This is a genomic window from Geobacillus sp. CX412, assembly GCF_027942335.1.
Taxonomy (GTDB): Bacteria; Bacillota; Bacilli; order Bacillales; family Anoxybacillaceae; genus Parageobacillus_B; species Parageobacillus_B toebii.
Genome location: NZ_CP103461.1, coordinates 3,120,956 through 3,143,805 on the forward strand (window position 1 = coordinate 3,120,956; position 22,850 = coordinate 3,143,805).

Annotated in this window: 16 protein-coding genes and 3 pseudogenes; 5 read left to right on the forward strand and 14 right to left on the reverse strand. The window is 44.5% G+C overall.

Features of this window, described 5'->3' with window-relative positions; translation table 11 throughout:
- Nucleotides 1-91: 91 nt before the first annotated feature.
- The 4 genes and pseudogenes from floT to NXM86_RS16295 all read right to left on the reverse strand — a co-directional run bounded on the left by floT (nt 92) and on the right by NXM86_RS16295 (nt 4,009).
- A complete protein-coding gene (gene floT, locus NXM86_RS16280; protein WP_498958309.1) occupies nt 92-1,615 on the reverse strand; it encodes a flotillin lipid rafts scaffold protein FloT in 1,524 nt (507 codons plus the stop codon).
- Nucleotides 1,615-2,172, reverse strand: a complete 558-nt coding sequence (locus NXM86_RS16285) for an NfeD family membrane protein (protein ID WP_062755885.1) — start codon at nt 2,170-2,172, stop codon at nt 1,615-1,617. Before NXM86_RS16285 ends, floT begins: the two co-directional genes overlap by 1 nt.
- 215 nt (nt 2,173-2,387) lie before the next feature.
- Entirely contained in the window at nt 2,388-2,702 is a 315-nt protein-coding gene (locus tag NXM86_RS16290) for an Mpo1-like protein (RefSeq protein WP_498958311.1), read from the reverse strand.
- Nucleotides 2,703-2,832: 130 nt separating this feature from the next.
- A pseudogene (locus NXM86_RS16295) lies at nt 2,833-4,009 on the reverse strand (S1C family serine protease).
- Nucleotides 4,010-4,227: 218 nt separating this feature from the next.
- On the opposite strand from NXM86_RS16295, the gene NXM86_RS16300 reads away from it, so the two are divergent.
- The 5 genes from NXM86_RS16300 (at nt 4,228) to NXM86_RS16320 (ending at nt 8,626) form a co-directional block, all read left to right on the forward strand.
- Nucleotides 4,228-4,890, forward strand: coding sequence for a response regulator transcription factor (locus NXM86_RS16300; RefSeq protein WP_498958313.1), 663 nt, complete (start codon nt 4,228-4,230; stop codon nt 4,888-4,890).
- Nucleotides 4,880-6,256, forward strand: a complete 1,377-nt coding sequence (locus NXM86_RS16305) for a sensor histidine kinase (protein ID WP_498958315.1) — start codon at nt 4,880-4,882, stop codon at nt 6,254-6,256. The genes NXM86_RS16300 and NXM86_RS16305 overlap by 11 nt, the downstream gene beginning before the upstream one ends.
- A gap of 197 nt (nt 6,257-6,453) precedes the next feature.
- Nucleotides 6,454-6,936, forward strand: coding sequence for a hypothetical protein (locus NXM86_RS16310; protein WP_498958317.1), 483 nt, complete (start codon nt 6,454-6,456; stop codon nt 6,934-6,936).
- A gap of 1 nt (nt 6,937) precedes the next feature.
- Nucleotides 6,938-7,594: a PspA/IM30 family protein gene (locus NXM86_RS16315; RefSeq protein ID WP_498958319.1), complete on the forward strand. Its 657-nt coding sequence runs from the start codon at nt 6,938-6,940 to the stop codon at nt 7,592-7,594.
- A gap of 336 nt (nt 7,595-7,930) precedes the next feature.
- On the forward strand, nt 7,931-8,626 hold the full coding sequence (locus tag NXM86_RS16320; RefSeq protein WP_498958321.1) for an MFS transporter: 696 nt from the start codon (nt 7,931-7,933) through the stop codon (nt 8,624-8,626).
- 100 nt (nt 8,627-8,726) lie between these two features.
- Here NXM86_RS16320 and NXM86_RS16325 read toward each other — a convergent pair whose 3' ends face one another.
- From NXM86_RS16325 to NXM86_RS16370, 10 genes and pseudogenes are all read right to left on the reverse strand, one after another.
- Nucleotides 8,727-8,987 (reverse strand): hypothetical protein, encoded by a 261-nt coding sequence (locus tag NXM86_RS16325; protein WP_498958323.1) that lies wholly within the window; start codon nt 8,985-8,987, stop codon nt 8,727-8,729.
- Between the two features lie 322 nt (nt 8,988-9,309).
- A pseudogene (locus NXM86_RS16330) lies at nt 9,310-9,835 on the reverse strand (site-2 protease family protein); the annotation flags it as partial.
- 20 nt (nt 9,836-9,855) lie between these two features.
- Nucleotides 9,856-10,929: an ABC transporter substrate-binding protein gene (locus NXM86_RS16335; protein ID WP_498958325.1), complete on the reverse strand. Its 1,074-nt coding sequence runs from the start codon at nt 10,927-10,929 to the stop codon at nt 9,856-9,858.
- On the reverse strand, nt 10,926-11,732 hold the full coding sequence (locus tag NXM86_RS16340) for an ABC transporter permease (protein ID WP_089096798.1): 807 nt from the start codon (nt 11,730-11,732) through the stop codon (nt 10,926-10,928). The genes NXM86_RS16335 and NXM86_RS16340 overlap by 4 nt, the downstream gene beginning before the upstream one ends.
- A gap of 10 nt (nt 11,733-11,742) precedes the next feature.
- Complete coding sequence (locus NXM86_RS16345; protein ID WP_089096797.1) at nt 11,743-12,534, reverse strand: ABC transporter permease; 792 nt, start codon at nt 12,532-12,534, stop codon at nt 11,743-11,745.
- Nucleotides 12,524-13,603: an ABC transporter ATP-binding protein gene (locus NXM86_RS16350; RefSeq protein ID WP_062755897.1), complete on the reverse strand. Its 1,080-nt coding sequence runs from the start codon at nt 13,601-13,603 to the stop codon at nt 12,524-12,526. Before NXM86_RS16350 ends, NXM86_RS16345 begins: the two co-directional genes overlap by 11 nt.
- A 991-nt stretch (nt 13,604-14,594) precedes the next feature.
- Entirely contained in the window at nt 14,595-15,926 is a 1,332-nt protein-coding gene (locus NXM86_RS16355; RefSeq protein ID WP_498958328.1) for a TIGR02679 family protein, read from the reverse strand.
- A pseudogene (locus tag NXM86_RS16360) lies at nt 15,923-20,050 on the reverse strand (TIGR02680 family protein). The gene NXM86_RS16355 and the pseudogene NXM86_RS16360 overlap by 4 nt, the downstream one beginning before the upstream one ends.
- Nucleotides 20,040-21,209: a TIGR02678 family protein gene (locus NXM86_RS16365; RefSeq protein ID WP_498958329.1), complete on the reverse strand. Its 1,170-nt coding sequence runs from the start codon at nt 21,207-21,209 to the stop codon at nt 20,040-20,042. Before NXM86_RS16365 ends, NXM86_RS16360 begins: the two are co-directional and overlap by 11 nt.
- Nucleotides 21,199-22,710 (reverse strand): TIGR02677 family protein, encoded by a 1,512-nt coding sequence (locus tag NXM86_RS16370; protein ID WP_498958330.1) that lies wholly within the window; start codon nt 22,708-22,710, stop codon nt 21,199-21,201. Before NXM86_RS16370 ends, NXM86_RS16365 begins: the two co-directional genes overlap by 11 nt.
- Nucleotides 22,711-22,850: the final 140 nt, after the last annotated feature.

Below are 22,850 nucleotides of genomic sequence, written 5' to 3' on the forward strand. Positions count from 1 at the left end.
TTCCACTATTTAACATAATAGCGGAATTGCCCAGCAGTTGCAACGATGACGTCTTTCCATCAAGAAAGGGCTGATCTCTCAGCCCTTTTCATTATTGCCCTGCTGTTTTCCGTTGCTCCACCGCGTCTTCACTCTCTTGGATACTTGGCGGTTCCACATTTCCTTTCGCCGCAAAGTTTTCTAGCAATTGTTTCACATCGATCCCCGTGGAAGCTTTCAATGTTTCCTGCAGGCTGGCCATTAAATTGGTCGCATAGCCAGTAATGCGGTTCGCCCCGCCGTTTGTGCTATTAGAACCCGTATCGACAATCGTAATTTTATCGATATTCGCAAGCGGACTTGCCACTTGTTTCGCGTATTCAGGAAGCATTTTGATAATCATATCGAGAATCGCCGCTTGACCATACCGTTCGAACGCTTCGGCGATTTTTTGTTTCGCTTCCGCTTCGGCCAATCCTTTCAAGCGGATAATTTCTGCTTCTGCTTCCCCTTTTGCTTTTTCCGCTTCTGCCTTAGCAAGCCCGTCAAGCCGGATTCGTTCTGCCTCCGCTTTCGCCATCGCTTCGATGCGGTATTTTTGAGCGTCCGCTTCCGCTATTAACTTCGCCTTTTCCGCCGCTGCGGCCTGCTCGATCGCATAACGTTCGGCGTCCGCTTTTTTCTTCACTTCCGAATCATATTGCCGTTCACGGCGCAAAATTTCTTTTTCCTCGAGCTCGATTTGCTTTTGCCGCTCGATAATTTTAATTTGCATTTGTTGTTCCGTAACTTCTTGTTTTGCTTTCGCTTCTTCTAAATGATAAGCCTGATCGGCTCGCGCTTTCGCGATATCTTGTTCACGACGGAATTCCGCTAATTTCAACTGATTAATTTTTTCTGCTTCCGCGATTTCCGTCAAGCGCTCTAGCTCCGCTTTGCGCGCTTCTTTATCCGCTTCCGCGCGTTTAATGCGCGTTTCTTTTTCCGCTTCAGCTGTCGCGATGTCGGCGTCGCGTTTCACTTGGGCAATGCGAGGTTTTCCTAATGCATCTAAATAACCGTTTTTATCGCGCACATCTTTAATGGTAAACGATACGATGACAAGCCCCATTTTCGCTAAATCTTGTGAAGCGACACGCTGCACTTCTTGTGAAAACTTGTCGCGGTTTTTATAAATTTCCTCGACCGTCATCGAACCGAGAATCGAGCGAAGATGGCCTTCCAATACTTCTTTCGCTTCATTTTCCATATCCTGGCGAGTTTTTCCTAAAAATTGCTCCGCCGCTGTAGCAATCTCGCCAATGGAACTGCCTACTTTAATGATCGCCACGCCATCCGCCATGACGGGAACGCCTTGTTCCGTATAAACTTCCGGCGTCTGTACATCTAGTTTAATAGAAAGAAGGCTAAGCGGCTCCGCCTGCTGGAAAATCGGCAGTACAAACGTCCCGCCGCCGCGGACAATTTTAATTTTATTTCCTGATTCATCGACATGCACATTTTTGCTTCCTAAATAACTTCCTGTCACAATGAGTGCTTCATCTGGTCCGACAGTGCGATAACGAAGCATAAAAATAGCTACTAATCCGATAAGAAGCAGTACGACAACGCCGATAACAATTAACATTGGCGTCATTAAGCATATCCCCCTTTATGTAATGATGAAATATAATATGGATCGTGCTTCGCCACAACAGCGACGCCGTTTTCCATTTTCACGATAATCACTTCCGTCCCTGAGGCGATTTCTTCGTTGTCCATGCTTTTTGCTGGTTTCGAAATCGCTCCGCTCTTCCGCTGCAGCAAAATCTCTCCAAACCCATCGGACGGCACAGTTACAATCACTTTCGCAAGCGACCCTTCCAAGTCCGTTTCCGAATAATTCAGTGATGTTTCCGCAGAGCGGAGCGGAATAAATACGAAAAAGTGCAAAAGCAAGACGACAATGACAGCAATTCCTGCGCTAATCAAAGCGATGAGCGCGCTAGACATCCCCGTATATCGTTCGAACAAAAAACCGGACGCACTTCCGACGGTAAAAAATGATAAAATAAGCTGTGGGCTGAACCATGGATGGTCTGGCATCTCAAAGATGCCGTCGATCATATCGCTTAGCAAAATATATAATAACGTCAAACTGCCGCTTACAATAAGCACACCCAAATACACTGTTTCTAGTGGATATCCGAACAATCCCCGCACCCTCTTTCCGCCATCGTCTATTTAATTATACGAAATGACGCGCGTTTCCGTTTCATTACTTTTCAGATGGATATTATATTTTTTCGACATTTCCCTACATATTTCCTTCTTTTTTCCAAAACAAAGGCACCGTTTCACAGCGTAAAACGTCGCTGCCTTATGTTTATTTGACTACTGTTTTATCGAAGGAGAAGCGGAATGTGCATCTATAACTTATTAAATTCCTTTTCTAGCTGTCCTAGAAGCATCATTCGGTACATGCGAAAATCTGCCTGCAACGACCAAAGCGGATGACCGAACGTGGCCGGTTTATTTCCTTCTATGAAAAAGTGACTGAACCATGCAAAAGCGTAAGCAGTCACCGGGGCGGCAAGCAGCCACCAAGCATTCCATGTCACAACTGCTACGATCATAAATAAAAACACGAAACTCGTTCCAACAAAATGCCAACGTCTGGTGGCTGGCTTGCTATGTTGCGATAGATAAAATGGCCAAAACTCCTCATAACTTCGAAATTCCATCTCCCATCCCCCTTGCTCTATAATAAGTAAAACGCTTCCATAATTAATATTCTATGCATCCAATCAGCCTCCTTTCCCAATATAAACCAATTAGCCCTTCTGAATGGATCATTCAGAAGGGCTAGTTATCTCATTGACTCCGCTCGCTCAGTTGCAATGACACGGTCTTCTTTCTTCCATCCCTCCAAAGCTCTATTTGCACACGCTCTCCGATTTTCGTTTTCGTGTACAAATATTTCCGCAGTGCAGCGACACTATCCACTTTTTCTCCATTAACTGCCACAATGACATCTTTCGTCTGAATTCCTTCATCCGCCGCCGGAGAACGGTTCTACTGCTGTTACAGCCGCTCCTGTGGCAACACCGCTTGGCAAGTGCAGCTGCTCGCTCCGAACCGAGTCAGAAAGATCAGCCACATCGACTAATTGCACACCGAGATACGGGCGTTTTATTTTTCCATATTGCATCAACTGCTCGACAATCGGTTTTACATCTTCGCTCGGAATCGCAAATCCTAATCCTTCCACTCCAGTTTGGGAAATTTTTAAGCTATTAATCCCCACCACTTGTCCGGCGCTATTAATTAATGCACCACCGCTGTTTCCCGGGTTAATCGCGGCATCTGTTTGAATAACGTTTAGCTCCCATTCCCCGGCAGAAGTAGAAATGGACATCGTGCGTTTTCCGCTGACAATTCCTTCTGTCACCGTTCTCGATAAATCTAAGCCGAGCGGATTGCCGATTGCCGCGACTTGTTCCCCTATGCGCAGCTTCGAAGAATCACCAAAGACTGCTACTTTTTTGACATGACTGCCATCAATTTTTAATACCGCTAAATCGGTTAACGGATCGGCGCCGACGATTTCCGCTTTTACTCTTTCCCCATCGGCAAGCGACACTTCTACTTTATTCGCTCCTTCAATGACATGGTTGTTTGTTACGATGTATGCTGTATTTCCGTCTTTTTTGAAAATGACTCCCGAACCAGTTCCTGCTTCTTGATCTTGGACACTATCGGAGAAAAAGTCCGCCTGTTTTTGAATGTTCACCACGCCAACGACCGCATCGGCAACATTTTCAATCGCCGCAACCATGTCATTATTAGACGTGCTTTTCGTCGGTTGGAGAGGAAGCGACTCCGTCGAAATGTTTGTTTCATTTGGTTCCTTTGTGGATGATGAAGTAGAAGGAAGACCAATCATCGGTGCCGCGTATACCGTAAGTCCGCTTCCGATCACCGCACCGACAATCGAAGCGGTAATCCAAGAAAAGAAACGTCTTTGCTTCGGCGGCCGATACGATGGCATTGGTTGTTCATGTGACGGTATGTTCACATGATCCATCGTCCATTTCCCCTTTCTTCCATTTTTGATCGTTATTTTTTCTGTCGAGTAACAGTGTAAAAAAGGAAAGTGAAAAGTTAGTGAAAAACCCCGCTATTTTCACATTTTCATTTATTTTTCACGAAATTTTGCTATGATTGTTCACAAAGAGAAACGGGAAAAATAGAAAGGAAGGAAACGAGATGAAAATTCTTCTCGCAGAAGATGACCTCTATTTAGGCGAATTAATCGTGCATATGTTAAAGAAAAAAGGCGTGGATCACATCGATTGGGTGCAGGAAGGAGAAGACGCGTACGACTATGCGCTCTCCTCCTTTTACGATGTGCTGATTCTTGACTGGATGCTGCCAAACGGAGATGGAGTGGAAATTTGCAAACGGCTGCGGAAAAACGGTTACGCTGGCGCCATTCTCATGTTAACCGCAAAAGATGCCGTCGAAGACCGTGTTGAAGGATTAGAAGCCGGTGCGGACGACTATCTCGTCAAACCGTTTGAAATTGATGAATTAATGGCCCGCCTAAAGGCGCTCGCGCGGCGCACGTTTGTCCCGCTTCAGGAAGAAACCGTACACTTTCATGGCTTTGTTTTAAATCGAACAAGCCATACCCTTTACCACGGTAATGAAGAAATCTATTTAACCCCACGCGAATTTCAAGTATTGGACCTTCTTTTGCAAAACAAAGGGCATGTCGTACCGCGCGAAACCATCCTTGACCGCGTTTGGGGATGGGATGCGGATGTTTCCATGAAAACGATTGATGCGACGATTAAATTGCTGCGGAAAAAATTAAAAGGGGAGATCATTCAAACAGTGCGCGGGGTGGGATATAAAATTGACAAGTAAATGGAACGCTTTCTTATTGAAGATAAAAAACACCGATATGTTTCACCGAACGCAATGGCGCCTGACGGCATTATATAGCGGTATTTTAATGGTGTTTCTTGCATTATTCATCGCGATCGCCTGCTTCCTTTTTTATATGATTGTCACAAATGACCAAGAGCGGCGGATTACCAGTCTCGCCAACCAGGAAAAAAAAGCGATTGAACAATTTTTGATCAAACAAAGCGATTTCGATTTGATGAATGAGGAAAACGTTGTGTTTTTAAGCGAAGACCAATTCTTTTTTTATGTCGTCGGCACCGACGGCGAGCTTCTCATGGGCGATGAAGTGAACAAAAGAATGCGGCCGTTTCTATTAGAAGCGCTGCAAAATGCCGCGCTAAACGAAAATGAACTAACCTATATAAAAGTAAATTTTCCTGCCCATATGCATCCATTTTCCCGCTTTCATTCTCGTGAGTTAAAGCTACTAACCGCCGCTCGCCCTATTGTCATTCGCGGCCGTTTGATCGGCGTGTTATATATCGGCATGGATGTGACTTCATTTTCCAACGTATTTCAATGGTTATTAATCGTATTGATCGGTCTTGCCATTTTATTTATCGGCGTTGCTGTGTTGTTAAGCTACTTTATGTCAAAACGATCGCTCATTCCTATTCAGGAAGCATACCATCGCCAGCGGCAATTTGTCGCTGATGCCTCCCATGAACTGCGGACACCGCTCAGCGTCATTTTTTCTTCTGTCGAAGCACTAGAGATGGAAGAAGAACTGACAAAAAATGAATTTACACAAAAACTGCTGAATCGACTTCGCGAAGAAATAAAACGAATGACAAAGCTAATGAATGATTTATTGACGCTCGCGCGTGCTGATTCTGAGCACGCCTCACTGCAACTAGCCAAAGAAACGTTCGATTTTCGCCCACACGCGGAACGAACATTGCATTTGTTGGAAGAATTAGCATCGAAAAAAAACATCCGCATGGACTTTCATTCTCCTGAATCTGTCATCATTACCGCTGACGCCGATAAGCTGACACAGCTGTTATACATCTTGCTGGATAATGCAATCAAATACACTCCGGACGGAGGACAAGTAACGTTAAGCCTTCGTGTCGAACCGTTCAAACAACAACGAATGCTCACGATCTCCGTCAAAGACACCGGAATCGGCATTCCTCCTGAATCACTTGACCGCATTTTCGACCGTTTCTATCGCGTTGATAAAGCCCGATCGCGCCAGCAAGGCGGTCACGGGCTTGGCTTGTCCATCGCCAAATGGATTGTCGACGCTCATGGCGGACACATTCACGTACAAAGCGAAGTCGGCAAAGGATCGGAATTTATCGTAAAAATCCCTTGCTAAAATGCTTTCCATTACGGAAAGCATTTTTTATACTTTTTCACCTAATTTTCTCTTTTCTTTTTTACAATGCAAACTGTACAGAGGAAGGAACAAAGGCGATGTTCACTTGTTCGTCTCTTTGCCATCCTCCCTTGTAAGCGGCCCAAATGCCACCATACAAGCGCATGTTTACTTTATGACGGAAAGGAGGTGACAAAATGTGCATGAAAAAAAGAATGGCCGCTCTGTTCATCCTTTTTCTCCTTGCTATATACGGGGGAATGCAGCTTGGCCGCTTCGTTTTTGGACAATCCATGCCAATGATGAATATGTCGCCCCATCACAGACCATTTGCAATCCGTCACCATGCTGCGTTTCATTATGGCCACGAATTCGGCGGCTGGATCACCATTGAGGTGCTTTCTCTTCTTTTCCAATTGAGCCTTCTGATCATCGGTTGGCTGTTATGGAAAAAAACGAAGGGGCCTTTTAAGTGGATGGGACTTGCCATCATCGTATGGGGAGTAATCTCCTTGTTGCCAAAATGGCTGCTCATCCCGGTTGCGTTCATCGCCATCTATTCAATCTACAAAAAACAAGAACAAAAGGCCGAACCGATGACAACATGGCCAACGCCAATCATACATGATCGACACTTTTTAGACGAATGGGAAAAAACAATCAAAAAGGAGGAACAATGATATGGGGTTATTCCGCCGGGTGAAAACTGTTCTACTTGCCGAATTACATGAACTTATTGATCAATGGGAAGACCCAGTTGCTATGACAAAACAATACTTGCGCGAACTGCAGGATCAAATCGAAAATGTCCAACAAGCAATCGCCCGACAAATAGCGGTGGAACAACGCTATGAATCGCTCATTGCCCACACAAAAACAATGATCGAAAAACGGGAGCGCCAAGCAAAACTGGCATTAGAACACAATGAAGAAACCATCGCCAAACTCGCATTAAGAGAAAAACTAATGTATGAGAAAAAACTTTCTGCTTATCAACAACAATACGAGACGATCAAAGAAAAAACAACATATATGACGGAACAGCTAAAACAGCTTACCGAAAAATATGATGAACTTTCCGCAAAACAATTAGATTTGATCGCCCGCGCGAACGCAGCAAAAACGATCAAAGACGTAAACACAACGCTTGCGTCTTTCCATCCCGAACAGGCGCTCCGCGGTTTCGCGCGCATGGAAGAACGCATTCTTGCCTTAGAAGCCGAAGCAAACGCAAGCATCCATTTACTTGAATCAACACATCCACTTCCTTCCATCTTTGAAGAAGAAGTCGAAAATGAGCTGGCAAAGTGGAAAGAAGCGCAAGCCAAAAACGCGTAAAACCCCCTCTTTTTATATAGATTAGGGCTGACTCAAAACATCGTCTTTAAGCGATGTTGAGTCAGCCTTCTTTATTACTGATTTTTTGGGTTGGGTCTTATCTCGCTTGTTGGAGAACCCTGATTTTTCTCCATCTTTTAAAATGGTACGCAACGCAAACCAGTCCTCATTCTTTTGGTAGGAAGATGTTTTGATTTGGTTTTGTCTTTATTTTATGTTTTTGTTTACAACTTTCACGCTTGGTTTCAAAATATTATTAATATTACTAAAGTTCGCTATCGGTGTGTCTCATGATCGTCATTTATTCAAATGTTATAGGAGGGGGCTTTCTTTAAAATGAATAACGATCATTCTTCTTCAACTACATTGACATCGCGGCGTATTTACTGGATTGTAGCTGGAATTACCTTCTTAACATTATTAGTTTCAGCAGGCGTACGTTCTACTCCCGGTGTTCTCATCATTCCTTTTGAGCAATCATTTGGCTGGACCCGTGCAGAAGTTACGTTTCCTTTGGCTATCAATATAGCACTATATGGTCTTTGCGGACCATTTGCGGCAGCGTTTATGGAACGATATGGCGTAAAACGAATGATGCTCATTGCCCTATCGTTGTTAGTGATAGGTACGGGGCTTTCTGTATGGATGAAAACGACATGGCAGATGACATTGTTATGGGGATTTTTAGTAGGATTCGGGGCAGGGTTAACTTCCTCTGTTTTAGGAGCTGTAATAGCAAATCATTGGTTCAAAGAGAAGCGCGGATTGATTGTAGGCGTGTTTTCTGCCAGTGGAGCAGCAGGGCAGCTCGTTTTTTTGCCTTTATTCGCAAAAATTATCTCATCTTACAACTGGCAAACAGTTGTCCTCGTTACATCCTTGGCAGCGCTGATTACGATATTGTTTGTAGGATTGTTTATGCATGATCAACCTAGTGATGTAGGGCTTCTTCCGTATGGTGCAACAGATCCGGTTGAAACAGCAGCTGCTCCCCATGCAAATAGCAGCCGGGTTTGTTCTTCAAATACATAGAGAAAAAGAGTCAATTGCCCAATCCGTATAATGTAAGCAAGCAAAAATTGTGGGTGGCCAAAAAAGAACTAAAAATTCCAAGGGGCCACCCTTGATTTTATTACGAAATGAGCGACTGATTGGCATCCATAATCTGTTGCCCATACGCTGTGAACACGGCAAGAACAACCGCAAGCGCAAGGTATAAACATAACCATGTCCATTTTGTTTTCGCATCCGCACGATAATACACTGTTTGCTTCTGTATTTCTTGTTCGTTTTCTTCTATTTCTTTTTGGAGCGAACGGATAAAGTCTGAAACGGTTTGTTCCTGCAATACGCCCCATCGAGTTGCCTCTAATAACTGATTATACTTTTCCACATACCGCTCCAAACGATAGTTTTGCAGCTTCTGCTCATCTTGGAAAATGGGGATGTACCATGTTTTTTTCCCCGCCGCAGCTCCATCTCTTTGCGTTTGATCTCATCTTCCCAATGCCAATACATTTCTTGCTGCTCTTCTTCCGATAAAAGCATGTATCGTTGAATTTCCTGCAGTAATGACTCATTGACTTCTTTGTGAATTTGCGCCTTTTTCCAGCGGAACTCCCGGCGCAAAAGCTCCCAGCATTTCAAAGCGCCTAACAAGATAATGAGCGGGGCGATTGGTCCCGGGTTCCAAAGAAAATAAACAAACATCCCAATAAGACCAAAAAACCATATTTTTGGCGAAATCACTCCGACAATTCGCCCTCCATCTAACGGATGCAGAGGCATAAGATTGAATAAATTAATAAGCGCTCCAAGCGCAATGACTAATCCCCAAAACGGGTTTCCCGTCATCCAGTACAATGGCAAAGCTGGGAGAAACCCCAATGTCCCCCATAACGGGCCGGCGTATGCTAAATACGCCTCATCTTTCGCCGATTTTGGTTCTTCCTTTAGCGCAATAAGCGCCCCGACAAACGGAATAAAAATCGCCTTCGATGTTGGAATTCCTAACCTTTTTGCCGCAAACAAATGGCCCATTTCATGCACATAAAGCAAATACACGAGCGCCACCGCAAACTTCCATCCGTATACAAGCGCATATGCGCCGATCGAAATAAATAAGGAAATGAGAGAACTGAATTTTAAAAACTTAAAAATCGCCAGCACCCACTTCAGTTTTCCTGCCAGAAACAAAACAACAGTCAAAAACGCAAGCCACGCCTTTTTAAACTGCTTCAATTCTCTCAGTCTCCCTTTCCTTATTTCCGATGCATTTTAAACTGCAAAAACAGCTCGTTGTAATAAGCAAGCATTCGTTTTCCTAAATTCTCGTACACTTCTAAGTTTCCGACCGACTCAAAATCTGGATAAAACCGTTTATCCTCAGTTACTTCTTTCGGCAAATAGTCCAGCGCCTTCTCATTCGGCGTCGAATAGCCGACATACTCCGCGTTTTGCGCAGCGTTTTTCGGATCAAGCATAAAGTTAATAAATTGATGTGCTCCTTCGATATTTTTCGCGGTTTTCGGAATCACCATATTATCGAACCATAAATTTGATCCTTCTTTCGGCACAACATAATCGAGCTTGTCATTTTCCGCAATGATCCCCGCCGCATCACCTGACCAAACAACCCCGATTGCCGCTTCTTCATTCACCAAAAGCATTTTAATCTCATCACCGACAATCGCTTTGACGTTTGGTGTAAGACGATCGAGTTTTTCCTTCGCTTCTTGTAAATGCTTCTTATTCGTGTCATTTAACGAATAATGCAAACTATTGAGCCCCATGCCAATCACTTCACGCGCGCCGTCCACTAACAAAATTTGATTGCGCAGATCCTTGTCCCATAAATCGTTCCAGCTTGTTATTTTTTTTCCGCCAAGCATTTCCGGATTATAGACGATGCCGACCGTCCCCCAAAAATACGGGACGGAATACTTGTTGCCTGGATCAAATGATAAATTCAAAAAGCGCGGATTGATATATTTTAAATTCGGCAATTTTGAATGGTCGAGCGGAATAAGCAATCCATCTTCTCTCATTTTACTGATCGCATATTCAGAAGGAACGGCAACATCAAACGTCGTACCGCCTTGGGCAATTTTCGCCATCATCGCTTCATTGGAATCAAACGTTTGGTAGATGACTTTTATGCCCGTCTGCTTTTCGAACTTTTTAATAAGCTCAGGATCGATGTAATCGCCCCAGTTATACACTGTCAACGTATTTTCTCCAGAATATCCTTCCGCTTTATTCAGCTGGGAAGATACGTAAAGCAGTACAAACGAGGCGAAAAAAACGGCCGCAAACAATGATATAAGCTTTCTCATTTTCGTCGCCCCCTCATTCCGTATAAGGAGCTGCTTTTCTGGCTAATAAAGTAGTAGCCAATCACCAGCACAACCGTAAACAAAAATAACAATGTCGATAATGCGTTAATCGACAGCGAAATACCTTGGCGCGCCCGTGAGTAAATTTCTACCGATAGTGTCGAAAAACCGTTGCCTGTCACAAAAAACGTCACCGCAAAATCATCCAGCGAATACGTCAATGCCATGAAAAAACCAGCGAAAATACCAGGGGTAATAAACGGCAATATTACTTTCGTCAGCACATCCCATTGATTCGCCCCTAAATCGCGAGCCGCATCAATCAGTGTCGGACTCATTTCCTGCAATTTTGGAAGCACCATCAACACGACGATCGGAACACTAAACGCGATATGCGACAGCAGCACCGACGTAAAACCGAGCTGAATGCCGATAATCGTAAACAAAATGAGAAATGAGGCGCCGATAATGACATCGGGGCTGACGATCAAGACGTTATTCAACGTTAAAAGCAGCTGTTTCATTTGCCGCTTTTTCACATAATAAATCGCAAGCGCTCCCATCACGCCGAGAATAGTGGAAATCGCCGCAGACAAAAGGGCAATCGTCAGTGTATTTAACACGATAATCCATAAACGGGTATCACCGATCACCTCTTTATACCATTCCAGCGTAAACCCTTCGAAATCATGCATCGTTCCGCCGCTATTAAACGAATAGTAAATTAAATAAATAATCGGGGTGTACAAAATGAGAAACACGAACACTAAATACGCGTTCGCCCACTTTTTATTGCCTCGCATCGCCTCACCCTCACTTCCGATTTCCTGTCGCGATCACCACAATAGCCATCGCGATAATTAAAAACACCGCAATCGTCGAACCCATGCCCCAGTTTTGCGTGACGAGAAAATGTTGTTCAATCGCCGTACCGAGCGTAATGACGCGGTTCCCTGCGATTAAACGCGTAATCATAAACAGCGATAACGACGGAATAAACACCGCTTGACATCCCGCTTTCACCCCATCTAGCGTAAGCGGAAAAACGACGCGACGAAACGTCGTCCAAGCCGAAGCGCCAAGATCACGCGCTGCGTCAATGAGCGTTGGGTTCAGCTCCTCCAGCGAGTTGAAAATCGGCAGGATCATGAACGGGATAAAAATGTATACCGACACAAATACGAAACTAAAATCGGTGAATAAAATTTGCTTTGTGCCGATGCCGATCGTTTCCAAAATCGCATTCGCCAATCCGTACGTCCCAAAAATGCCGAGAAACGCGTACACTTTTAAAAGCAAATTCACCCACGTCGGCAAAATAATAAGCAAAAGCCAAAGTTGTTTATGTTTCGTTTTCGTCAGAAAATACGCGGTCGGATACGCGACAAGCAGCGAAAAAAGCGTGATCAAAAACGCGTACCAAACGGAACTGACCGCCATCTTTAAATAAATCGGCGTAAAAAACGTTTTATAATTGGAAAGCGACCAATTCCCGTCAATGTCAAAAAACGAATAATACAAAATCAATAAAATCGGCGCAACGACAAATAGCCCAATCCATATTACATATGGAAATAAGTAAACATTGCGTACACTATTTTTCATCGGATCTCTCACCATCATCTTCATCATCGCTAATGCGCATGACATGAATGTCCTCTGGGTCAAAATAAAGCCCGATTTCTTCCCCTACTTCCGCTTTTTTCGTCGAATGGACGAGCCATTCATTCCCATCTTCGTCATAGCAGCACAACTCGTAATGTACACCTCGGAACAATAGCGAATCAACGCGCACTTGGAGCTTTCCTTGATCTTTTGTCGTAATGTCCAAATCTTCCGGACGGATGACAATATCGACTGGCTCGTTCGGGCGAAATCCTTTGTCCACGCACGTAAACCGCTTCCCAGCGAATTCGACAAGGTAATCTTCAATCATCGTGCCTCGCAAGATGTTCGATTCACCGATAAAATCAGCGACAAACCGATTAATCGGCTCATCGTAAATGTCTTTCGGTGTGCCGCTTTGCTGGATTTTCCCCTTATTGAGCACAAAAATTTGGTCCGACATCGCCAGCGCCTCTTCTTGGTCATGTGTGACAAAAATAAACGTAATCCCTAAGCTTCGCTGCAGTTCGCGAAGCTCATATTGCATTTCGGTGCGCAATTTTAAATCAAGCGCCGACAGCGGCTCATCAAGCAGAAGCACTTCTGGTTCGTTGACAATCGCGCGCGCAATCGCCACTCGCTGCCGCTGGCCTCCGGACATTTCTTGAATACTGCGATTCTCGTATCCTTCTAAATTCACAAACCGAAGCGCCTGCTTTACTTTTTCCTCAATTTCCGAGCGCTTTTTCTTTTTAATCCGCAGCCCAAACGCCACGTTTTCAAATACGTTCAAATGCGGAAACAAAGCATAATCCTGAAACACCGTATTCACTTGCCGCTTATTCGCAGGTACATGATTTACCGGCTTTCCGTGAAAATAAATCGTTCCTTCCGTCGGCTCCGTAAACCCCGCGATCAAACGCAGAATCGTCGTCTTCCCGCATCCCGACGGCCCGAGCAAGGTATAAAACTTCCCGCGCTCAATCTCAAAACTGACATCATCGAGCACGACTAACCCATCGTATTCCTTCGTCACCCGCTCAAAGCGGATGATCGCCTCTTTCTCCATCAGCCCCCACTCCTTGCTTCGAATATATCCTCTGCCAATGAAATCAATCTCTTCCTAATTCCCATCAATCACTATTAGAACATGCACACAATAAAAGTGCAATAAAAAAACTCGTTTCTCCACTAGCATTATGCTAGAGAGAAACGAGAATGCGCCTATCGGTTAGAACGTGATATGGACATGGTGCAGGGAAAGCTGCCGGAACACTACGCAATTACTCGTAGGTGCGATAAAAATAAATAGTTACCAATTCATTATATCACGTTGGAACGCTGGTTCAATTTCATAATTACGATAAAAACAATAATAGAACCTCTTTTAGCTTGGTTTTCATTTCTCATAGGTAAGATAAAAACTGAATCTGCGTGAGATTGACCGTTTGGTACACACAAAAGGTTTCAATTCCTCATAGGTAAGATAAAAACCTCAAGTTCACTGACGAATAATTTTCGCCCTTCTTCATGTTTCAATTCCTCATAGGTAAGATAAAAACGTTTCTGAAGTCAATTTACATGTTGATGCACTTGTGAAGTTTCAATTCCTCATAGGTAAGATAAAAACCCACAACAAATGCTAATATATCAAGGATGGCGAATAATGGATACATACAGTATACGTCAGTTTGAAAATTGCGTCAATATCAAAAAAGTACTGATGGCTGTAGGGAAGAAAAGAAAAAAAGAAGTGTCGTCGATCCCCCGCACTTTTTGCATGATTGGAGGTCGACGACAATTTTTTCGCCATGAATGATAGTTTATATACGATCGCACTATCGTTACATTTCTTCCTATTTTGATGATGAATCTGGAAACACGAAATATATTTTATCTACTTACTATTCATTCATTGATCTGCTTCCTTATTTACTCGTTTAGGAGCAGCATAGACACAAGTGTTGGTTAAACATGTCGGAATTTCAAACTGGATTTATATAGATAAGAAACGACCTCATTCTTTCAGCCGCAAAGAGATACTTCGACAAAATTGTTTTTCATTCTTCTGATGGCAATGCATTTTTTGTATCATGAATGTCGATGTCGATCTTCATTTTTAAATTCGTCTTTTCCTTCTCTATATCTTCTCGAAGCATCAATAAAATCGCCTCCTGATACCCCGCTTTCTTGCACCGCTCTATCTCCTGCTTTACTGGCTGCAGTTCGGGAGAGGAGATCGATTGCAATTTTGCCAGCCGCTCCTCAGAAAGCGACACACTCGGCATCGAGGCAAAGTAGTCCTCACACGTGAAATGCCAAAGGGAAAGATTCTCTCCGTATCGCCCGGCAAGCCGATCGGCCATTTTCAGACCTTCTGGATCAAAGTCGCCCGAATAATAAAGACGTGCGCCCGACTCGACAAGTGAGTCAAGGAGTAACATCGTCGCTAGATTGAGCTGGCCGTTTGTACTAACGATTGGCATCGCTTCGTCTAGCAGTTCAGAAAAAACGCCGGCGTTTTCTACGACAAAGACGGCATTTCCTTTCGCTGGATACGCGCGGGTTAGTGCCACTATCTCCCTCAGCGGCACATTCAGCGCCATATTCGTTTCACAAGCGGCGGAAAATACGGGATGAATGCCCTCTTTCGTTTCTGCCAAAATTCCCGCGCACGTCACGAAATTGAGGATGTCTTCGCGCAATATGCCGAACGATTGCAATAGTTCATTGACTTCTTCTACGGACGAAAGCTGATATTTTTTCCGGGAGTAAAATTCCAGCGCGGATAGAAACAGTTTTCCTTGAAATGTGTGTAAATCAAACGCGTGCGGGTCTCCGGTTACTTTTTGCGCGAATAGCGGCAGGCGTTCGTACGTTCCTTGCTTCGGAAGCTGGCGAAGCGCTTCGCAAACTGTGCAAATGGAAGCATACAGCTCATCGCGCTGCTGGGCGTATGCTTGGTGAAGAAGACGGTATTCGTTCGGATGCTCCAGCGCTGCCGTAAGCCATTCCGCCCCACTCGGGTAAGCGGCGATCAGCCGCTGGAAAAACGCCGCTTTTTCTTGTTGTTCCGCTTCACGCCTTTCTTTGTTTGCGACGAGCGGTTCTCCAAAATAATGGACTAACAGCTCTTCCAGTGAAACACCTGCAAATCTTGTCTTATCCAGTTGTTTGGCAAACGCCTGTAGCGAAACGCGCGTCATTTCCTTCCCAAAAAACGCCGCGATTGCTTCTTTTTCTTCTTTCGTAAAATTCGCAAGGGAAATGGTGCCGCCAATGCGGCCGAGCGATTCGTACTTCTTTTTCATTTCGCAAAAAAGGCGGTGAAATCCAGCTTCACCGCGAAAAAATTGCGCCGCTTCCGCCGCTAGTTCCGGCAATGATTTCATTGTTTCACCACCATTTCTTGTTCGTCCCAATCTGTCACAAGCCGCTTCATCGTTCCGTTCCAATAATAGCGGATCACGGTGACGTGCGAAGCGTTTTTCGGGCGCACAAGCTCGCAAATCGAAAGAGCCGGCACGGTGTCGTAATCTCCCCACAGCGCCTGCGAGTTCATGATGTAATTAAAGCCAAGCGATTCAACAAGATCGAACATATCGCGAATATTATTTTCATCCACACCGGCGAACGCTTCATCAAGGGAAATGATGTATGGCGCCTCCTCACTTGCTTCTTGATAGCGGGCATACGCGGCCGCAAAGAGCGGAATGTACATCGCCATCGCTTTTTCTCCGCCGCTAAACTGATAAAATCGCTGGTTCGTTAATTCCCGTTTTGGCTCATTTGTTTTTTGATAATAGAGCGTAAACGTAAACCATTTCCGGTAATCGAGCACTTCTTTGATGACTTGATGAAGCGTGTTGCCTTGCCCTTTTTCTTCTAACATTTCACGGGCGCGGTTAATTTTGGACCGGAAGTGCATCGTGACCCGCTGCAAATCTTCTTCTTTTAACAATCGCGAATTCATCCGCAACAATTCAACAAGCTCTTTCGTATCCATTTCTTCTTCTGTTTCCGCTGTTTTCGGTTTCCATTGAATGGACAACAATAATCCGGAAGAAGCATCTCGCTGTTGCATGAGCGCGTTCATGTCTTTCACCCAGCGTTCGGCACGCTGAATGCGGCTGCGCAAAATACGTCCGACCGTTTTTAAAATAATATCTTCGTACAACTCGCGGTCTTGTTCATTAATGTATTCCCGCTGAAGGAGAATGTCTTTTTCCATTTCCTTTAATAAATAGAACGGAGTGACGCGCTGTCCTTTGTAATCAAGCAAAAGAATGATCCGATCCCGTTTTTCTTTCCAATCGCTCACCTTTAACTCCATTTCTTCGTCCAAATCGATACCAGCAAACGGATTTTCCTCTTCTAATGCGACAGGTTCTTGAGATAGGCGGTATTCCACTAAATTCGCGCTTTCTTGGAAGAATACGCTATTCAATTTAGCAATCACGGATGAACGCGTTTGTTCTTTTCCGATTGATCCGTAGCGGCGAACAACATCTTTTGCTTGTTCATGCGGATCTACATTCTCCGCTACTTCGACAAGACCGTGTTCCGCTTCTGCGATAAACGATCGCTTCCATACTGCTGCAAGCGTGCTAGCAAATTGAAGTTTTCGCTCTAACTCTTCTAGTTGACGGTGAGTGGATTTGATCGTTTGTTCGATGTGAGCTTGTTCGTTTATCTTTTCCGGCAACGCCTTGTTTACCCATTCAAGGCGATCGCGAACGCGGGAGATTTCCGCGCGAATGTCATCCGCTCCCATCTGTTTTAACATTTGTTCCATATGTTGTATTTCTAAAAGGAGGCGTTGTTGCTCGCTGGCTAATATATTGATTTCGCCTTTTGCTTCATCGATTTCCGCTTGGACGGTTTCAAGCTGGTCTTGATGATAGCGGCTGACTTGCAATTGATGGAGAAACGAACGGTGTTCCAGCACCAATTCCGTTAAATGGTCCGTATACAATTTCATCCATCGCCGCGCCTCTTCATACCGCTCTTTTGTAAATTCAAGATCGAGTCCTTCCGCTTTTTCGCGAAGCGTTTGTTTTACTTGTTGCCAGTCGCGGGCGATGCTATTCAATTTTTCGCTTTTTCGTTCCACTTCTTGTTGTTTGCTTGTGATGGCGCGTTTTGTACGGTCCCATTCGTCAAAGGCCGCGCGAACATCGCGGTCAGACGGGAACGTTTGAAACGCTTCATGGATCGAGGCAATTGTTGCTTCCACATGCGCAAGCTGTTCCTTTTTTTGCTGAAGAAGTTCATCTAGTTGTTGAAGCTTTTCCTCGATTTGCGCGATTTGGGAAAGGCGCCACCGCTTGCGGGCGTTGCGGCCGATAAAGATCGCTTGTTCTCGTTTCGGCGCATGGCCTTGAAGGAGCCCAAACGAATAATGGCCCGACTCGTCCATCGCAAATCGTCCTTCTTGCGCCTCATCAGAAATAAGAATGCTGCGAAGAACAGATTCAATGCGCTCGGCGGAAACACCGAGGTCTTCATCCACATCGGGACGCAAATATTCGGCAAGCGTATGTGCCATTTCCACAGGATTTGGCTTGAGAATACGGTCATGCACGATGGAAACGTCTGTTTCGGTCACTAACGCGTCCAATAGCCCTGCGTGGTATAACGATGACTCGATTCGTTCGCGCAACGATTCTGGCACGTGGTCGTAAAACTCGACGCTTGCGTAAAATGGCACGTACGCAACCCCTCGTGCTTGTAAAGCCGCGCGGGCTTGTGCGGTTTGTTCGTCATGCTCTAATTCAGGGTCTTTTTGTTCTTTCCAGCGGCGCAGCTCTTCTTCTGTTTCTGCGATTTCTCGTTTTACTAGCTCGATTTCGTGTTCCCATCTCACTTTTTCCGCTTTTTTCTGGTCCAACGCCTCATAATATCGGTCGGCAAACGGTTTCTTTACATCTTCAAAATGATAGCGTTCATATAGCTCGTTTAAATAACGCAAAAACGATTGGATTGTTTCTTCATCGATCGGAATATCAGGATGTGCTTCTTTCCAGGCAAACACCGCTTCCTGCAGGCGCGATTTTTCCATTTCCAATAGCTCGTGCCATTTTTTCGCGTCATTATGGAGATTGTCTAGTAAACGCTGCTGTTCTCCAAGCTCGTGGTATGCGTCTTCGTATCGGTGCTTGAGGTCATCATGGCTCGTCCAAAGCGACAATATTTCCTCTAACCGTTTTTCATACGCTTCCGCTTCTTTTCGCCAAAGCGTAAAGTCAAACGGCTCGTTTCGATGCCGCTGAAAGTCTTCTTCATTTAGTTCATGTGAGGCAAAGGCGCTTTCAAGCGCGGCATAGCGCAATTCTTCCAGTTGTTCGTCGATCGTTTGCGCAGACTGGTGAAGAACGTCTTCGCTTTTGGCAATCTCTTGTTTCAACTTGCGCTCTTGTTGTTGTTTATCATCAAGATAACGTTCTTTTTTCATTATTTGATCTTGCACGTTCGCAAGGGCGTTTCGTTTCCCGATATTTTTCTTCGGCCCGAAACACTTCGTGGCTCGCTAAATCCAGCTCCCGTTTGCGAAGCACCGCTTGCTCATTTTGTAAGCCCTGAATTTCCGTTGCCAGCTCTTCTTTTCGTGCTGCATACCGCTCTTGATCGCGGAGGCACTGCTCGCGCTCTTCCGTTAATTTTTCCTCTTGTTTTGCTGCTTTGAGCCATTCGTTCGCTTTTTCCCATATCATATATTCGTTATATTGCTGATAGTGCTGGCAGAGTCGACGCAGCGACGCTTCATCCCGTTCCAACTGTTCCAGCTGCTGCTTTGCTTGGTCCATGTTTTCAATCGTTTCCGATAAATGTCGCAATTCGTCATCCGTCAACGCCGGAAGCGAGCTTTCGAGAATTTCGTAAATGACCGTCGGCTTGAAATCTTTCGATAATTTCGGACTGCGAAGCTGAATCAAAAGCTCGATCAATTCTTGAAACGCTTCGAGCGATTCGAAACGGAAAATATATTTATTGACAAGCTCCATATACTCTTTTTGCGTATCGACAACCGTTCCTCCGTCGCCAAGCACCGTGATTAATTCTCGTTTTGTCAGCGGGATTTTTTCGCCCGTTTTTTCCTTTTTGTACAATGTAATATCTTTACCGATGCGGCGGTTGTCAAAAATGACAAATCCCCAAAAATCCATGCCTTTCTGGCGTTTCGCCCTTAAACCGATTCCGGTTGTGATATAATGGTCGCTATGTTTTCGTTTATATTCTAAAAATAAATAGCCTGTCCGTTCATCACGATCAACTAATTCCTTTTCCCCAAGCAAATAATCTTCCATGCGGCGCGCCCGTGACCCAAACGGATCAAGGCGGTCAGGGTTTTCTTTCCGTCCAGCAAAACAGGAATCAAGCTTTGCATCGTCACTGATTTTCCCGAACCGTTGCTGCCGCGGAGAAACAGCCTGCCGTCCGCAAAATGGAAATATTCTTCATCGTAATACCAAAAATTTAATAGTCCCGCGCGATGGGGCACCCATTTATTCGTCATCATCATCATCCATTCCTTTCTTCATAAAATCGGGAGGATAATGGCCAACTATCCTTCCGAGCAGTGGATATAACATGATCATTCCCGTTTCTTTTTCCACATCCGCCATTTTCCACTGTTTTAATTCCTCCAACAGCACCGATGTTAACTGCGCTGGAGTCATGTCGCGATACGTTTTTCCCCATCCTTCTCCATAGCGCTCCTTGCATATTGTAAGCAGCCGCTGAAAATCCGCTTGTGTCATTCTGATTTTCCCGTATTCGTCTGGTGGATAATCTAGAAGATGTTCACGAACAACAGAAGCGAAATGAAGAATAATATCCGACGTTCCTTTTTGGTCGGGAAACAGTGTATATACGTTTTCTCGTTCCGGAAGCGTTAACAACGCGGCGTTTTTATACAGTTCGTAGCGAAAATCGCTATGTGCTTCAATATCTTCGCGCAATCGATGGCGAAAGTTGCGCAAGTAATAAAAGTCAGGATCATCTTTTTGTTGTCGATAAACAACTGGAGATAAAAACAGTTGCCGATAAATGCGGTGGCGCCGATAATCTTGCGGAGCGGTTTTCCACTCTTCTTCTAACAATTCTTCCATCGTTTTGTACTGCGTCAAATCTTTCGGATAGGAACGCATAAAATAACGGGAAAGCACGGGGACTTCATATAGCGCTTCATGGTCTTCCCGCTGGGCAAATCCTTCGATTTCTCCGTCCACACGCTTTACGACCCTAAGTTCTTCAGCGGTTTTTAATACACGGACCAGCGCGCGCCGCTGCTGGTAGTTTGTCCAATCAAGCGGAACGTCCCCTGGATACATCGCTTTTATTTCCTCACAGACATCCGACAGCAAAAATTTTTCTTCCACTTCCTTTCCTTCTAAATATGCCATCAAACAACAAAACAGCGCATAATCGAGCGGTTCTTGAAATGATTCAATTCCCATCCATGCCTCAGGTTCCGCCGGTATTTTTTCAAGTTTAGCAAAATAACGGTGAACAATGAGGCGATAACCGAATTTTTCTTGCACATAACGTTTTACGATATTTTCTCGTTCGCGAATCAGCTGAAACAATTCCGGGTCACGCTCGCGGGTAATCCAAAAGTTTTCCAGTAACACTTTTAGTGCTATTTTCGCCTTTTCATCAAAATCACGCTCCACTCACTAGCTCCTCCCTACTCTCAAGAAAATGAATTTCGTAATTCGGCATGATCATCGTTCCGTCTTCCGCGTGTAATTCAATAAATGAATCGTCTTTTTTGACAATTTTCACCTTCCAGCCAATTTCCGTTTTCACGACTCGATCTTCGCGCGTCATCGCTTTCGCAATCCAGCTTAATAACGTTTTGCGAACATGGGGAGCGACAACCGGCAACTCGCGTAAAATAATTTTGCCGTCTTGAACCAACTGTTTGAGCTCTTCTTCTTCACGCTGTTTTTGCTGTAAAAACTCCACCATTGTTTGTTTCTTTTTATTTTCATTGTCTACGATTGCCTGCGGCTTTTTCTTTTCCTGGTAATGGCGGACGCGCGGCTTCACCGTCCATTCGCTTGGTGCTTCTTCCCAAATGTCTCGATACATATCTTCGGTCGCATCATTGTCCGTCACCAAATGTTTTGTGTGAAAACAGCCAAACACAACTGATGACAATTTATGCGCATCTTCTAGCGAATCGAGTTTAGAAAACCATTGTGCCAAATATAAATAATCTTTTTTTCGGCTGCGAAAATGATGGTGCCGCTCGCCAAGCCGCTGCACAACCCTTGTAATACGGCGGATCGCCTCGTTCGTTTGTTTCTGCAAAAACGCCAATTCACTGTCATGCCCGTTCCGGCCTAAAAACCATTCTTTTAAGCTGTGCCATGTTTCCATCCGTTCTTCCACCATCTGCTCTCTTGAAAGCGAAAGATCTTCCCAACGCGGAATCGTCATTTGATAGTCTACGACATGATGAACAAACTGACGTACTTCTTCTTCCTGCAAGTCTTCGAGCAGTTTTTCAATTTGCATCGATGTTTTTTGCAACGCGACGATAAAATCCCGTAAATATGTCGTGAACTTTTCCTTATATACGAGAAACGCCTCTGACATCATTTGCTCTTCCATGTTTTCGCTGTTTAAATAAGCGATATAGTCGGCGGAATTTTGGATGATTTTTTTGAAATAGTCAAATGTTTCTTCCCATACTTGGTTCATCTCATCTCGTTTTTCCGCAAATCCATTTTTGATAATTGTTTCAATGCGGACAAGCGAGGTATACAGGCGGTCAAATCGCGTTTTTTCCAATGACCCGCCAAACGAATCGCCAAGCTGCTCGAGCGCGCGGATCATACGCTCGATTTCGACCGTGTACGGGCTGCATTGATAGCGAAACCGTTTCTTTTTAAACTCTTCAATCGTGCGAATGTGCGTTGTTTCTTGTCTCGCAATCAAGTTTTTCCATTTGACGAGTTGATCTAAATCTTGCTGCAGATCGTCTTCTGTATAATCCCGAAATTCATCGTGCTGTTTTAAAAACGCATACACTTCTTCTGGAAACAAATATTGCCGCATCCGTTCGTGCTGTGTGTAAAAATAGCGCAAAATCGCGCGATAGCGATACGCATTGTCCACCGCTAAATACTTTACCTCCGAAATCGGCTTTAGCCAGGAAGCATCCATGTCCATTCTCCTTATCGTTCTTCAGATCATCTATTTCCATTGTAATAAATGTCGAACAATTACTCCACTAAAAATCTATTCCATTCGACATGGCGTTTGTCGGAATGTTTAATGTATAATGAAGGATATAAAGGAGGTGA

What these genes read in the sequence shown, in the direction of transcription:
- NXM86_RS16300 (WP_498958313.1), top strand. Translation starts at nt 4,228, where the DNA reads ATGAAAATTCTTCTCGCAGAAGATGACCTCTATTTAGGCGAATTAATC.
- NXM86_RS16315 (WP_498958319.1), top strand. Translation starts at nt 6,938, where the DNA reads ATGGGGTTATTCCGCCGGGTGAAAACTGTTCTACTTGCCGAATTACAT.
- NXM86_RS16335 (WP_498958325.1), bottom strand. Translation starts at nt 10,929, where the DNA reads ATGAGAAAGCTTATATCATTGTTTGCGGCCGTTTTTTTCGCCTCGTTT.
- NXM86_RS16290 (WP_498958311.1), bottom strand. Translation starts at nt 2,702, where the DNA reads ATGGAATTTCGAAGTTATGAGGAGTTTTGGCCATTTTATCTATCGCAA.
- NXM86_RS16320 (WP_498958321.1), top strand. Translation starts at nt 7,931, where the DNA reads ATGAATAACGATCATTCTTCTTCAACTACATTGACATCGCGGCGTATT.
- NXM86_RS16345 (WP_089096797.1), bottom strand. Translation starts at nt 12,534, where the DNA reads ATGAAAAATAGTGTACGCAATGTTTACTTATTTCCATATGTAATATGG.
- NXM86_RS16355 (WP_498958328.1), bottom strand. Translation starts at nt 15,926, where the DNA reads ATGAAATCATTGCCGGAACTAGCGGCGGAAGCGGCGCAATTTTTTCGC.
- NXM86_RS16310 (WP_498958317.1), top strand. Translation starts at nt 6,454, where the DNA reads ATGTGCATGAAAAAAAGAATGGCCGCTCTGTTCATCCTTTTTCTCCTT.
- floT (WP_498958309.1), bottom strand. Translation starts at nt 1,615, where the DNA reads ATGACGCCAATGTTAATTGTTATCGGCGTTGTCGTACTGCTTCTTATC.
- NXM86_RS16340 (WP_089096798.1), bottom strand. Translation starts at nt 11,732, where the DNA reads ATGCGAGGCAATAAAAAGTGGGCGAACGCGTATTTAGTGTTCGTGTTT.
- NXM86_RS16350 (WP_062755897.1), bottom strand. Translation starts at nt 13,603, where the DNA reads ATGGAGAAAGAGGCGATCATCCGCTTTGAGCGGGTGACGAAGGAATAC.
- NXM86_RS16370 (WP_498958330.1), bottom strand. Translation starts at nt 22,710, where the DNA reads ATGGATGCTTCCTGGCTAAAGCCGATTTCGGAGGTAAAGTATTTAGCG.